The following is a 1386-nucleotide window of genomic DNA, read 5'->3' as shown; positions in this document are numbered from 1 at the left end:
GCATTAAAGTACAGCGATTACTGGCGGCTACCTCTGATAATTACCGTGAGCAACTACTGAAACTGTGTTAAATCTTTCATGCGATTGCCCTGCATTGCCTGCCAGAGTAAAATAGTTTTGTAAAATCAGCTGATGATTGCTGTCTGCTGAACCATCTTCTTGTTTCAGCGACAGGATTAAATCATCACCTTGGCGCGCCAATACATAATCAGACAAATTACTGCCCATCAAATACAAACAATCGCCCGCTTCAAAATCGGTAATGGTTTGTATGCCCGCGCCGCGGTGGAATACTTGAAACACATCGCCGCCTGCACCGCCGCTATAAACACTGTTGCCGCCGCCATATATATTTAAAGTATCGCTGCCGCTACCGCCGTCTAAATTATTATTGCCCTCGCCACCGTCAAGATAATCATCACCGCTGCCGCCATGTAATTCATCATCACCCGCGCTGCCATACAGAGCATCATTGCCATCACCGCCGTCTAAAACATTATTGCCATCGCCGCCGTCAAGATAATCGTCTCCACTGCCGCCATGTAATTCATCATCACCGGCATCGCCGTATAAAACATCATCACCATCGCCGCCGTTTAAAATATCATCGCCGTCACCGCCTTCCAGAAAATCATTGCCGCCTTTGCCGTTTAAAACATCATTGCCGCTACCGCCGCTTAAGGTATCGTCGCCGTCTGTGCCTTCGTTTCCTGTTCCTTGATTATCGGCAGCTTGAATTGCCAGCGTCCATGTTTGGGAAACCGCCGCGCCGTGCAGATCTTTTGCGGTAATCAGAATGCTGTGATTGCCAATGGCTTCTGCGGGCGCGGTGCCGCTGAAGGTGCGGCTGTTTGCGTCAAAGTGCAGCCATTCAGGCAATGCTTCGCCGTTTTCCAAGGTTGCGGTTAAGTTAAGCAGATCGCCGTCTTCATCGGTAAATGCGTTTTCAGGCAATGTAAACGTCCATGTACTGTCTGTTTCGGCGGTGTGCGGGTTTAATGAAACGCCGATTTCGGGGGCGTGGTTGCTTGATTGAATTTCCAAAATAAACGTTTGTGCCGCTTGTTCACCGCTCGGATCAATTGCCAATACTTCGATGCTCAGACTGCCGACACTGCCTTTGGGCGGTGTACCGCTGAGGGTTTTGGTGGCTTCGTCAAAGTGCAGCCACGCGGGTGCAGCGTTAATGCGGTAAGTCAGGGTATCGCCGTCGGGGTCGGTGAAAGCGTTTTCAGGCAGCCTGAATGTCCATTCGCTGTTTTCGGTGAGGGTTTGTGCATCAATCAGCGTGCCGACTGCGGGAGCGTGGTTACCTGATTGAATTGCCAAAGCAAATGTTTGCGCCGCTTGTTCGCCGCTCGGATCAATTGCCAATACTTCGATGTT

Annotated in this window: 1 protein-coding gene; it reads right to left on the bottom strand. The window is 50.4% G+C overall.

The window, feature by feature from the left end; translation table 11 throughout:
* Window positions 1-27: 27 nt before the first annotated feature.
* Window positions 28-1386 (bottom strand): putative Ig domain-containing protein (locus tag Q384_RS10990; protein WP_037588132.1); only part of this gene is annotated, 1359 nt, incomplete at its 5' end.

Origin of the sequence: Stenoxybacter acetivorans DSM 19021 (assembly GCF_000745895.1) — a bacterium.
Classification (GTDB): domain Bacteria; phylum Pseudomonadota; class Gammaproteobacteria; order Burkholderiales; family Neisseriaceae; genus Stenoxybacter; species Stenoxybacter acetivorans.
The sequence above is the reverse complement of the archived record's forward strand: the minus strand, read 5'-3'. Positions and strand labels throughout refer to the sequence as shown.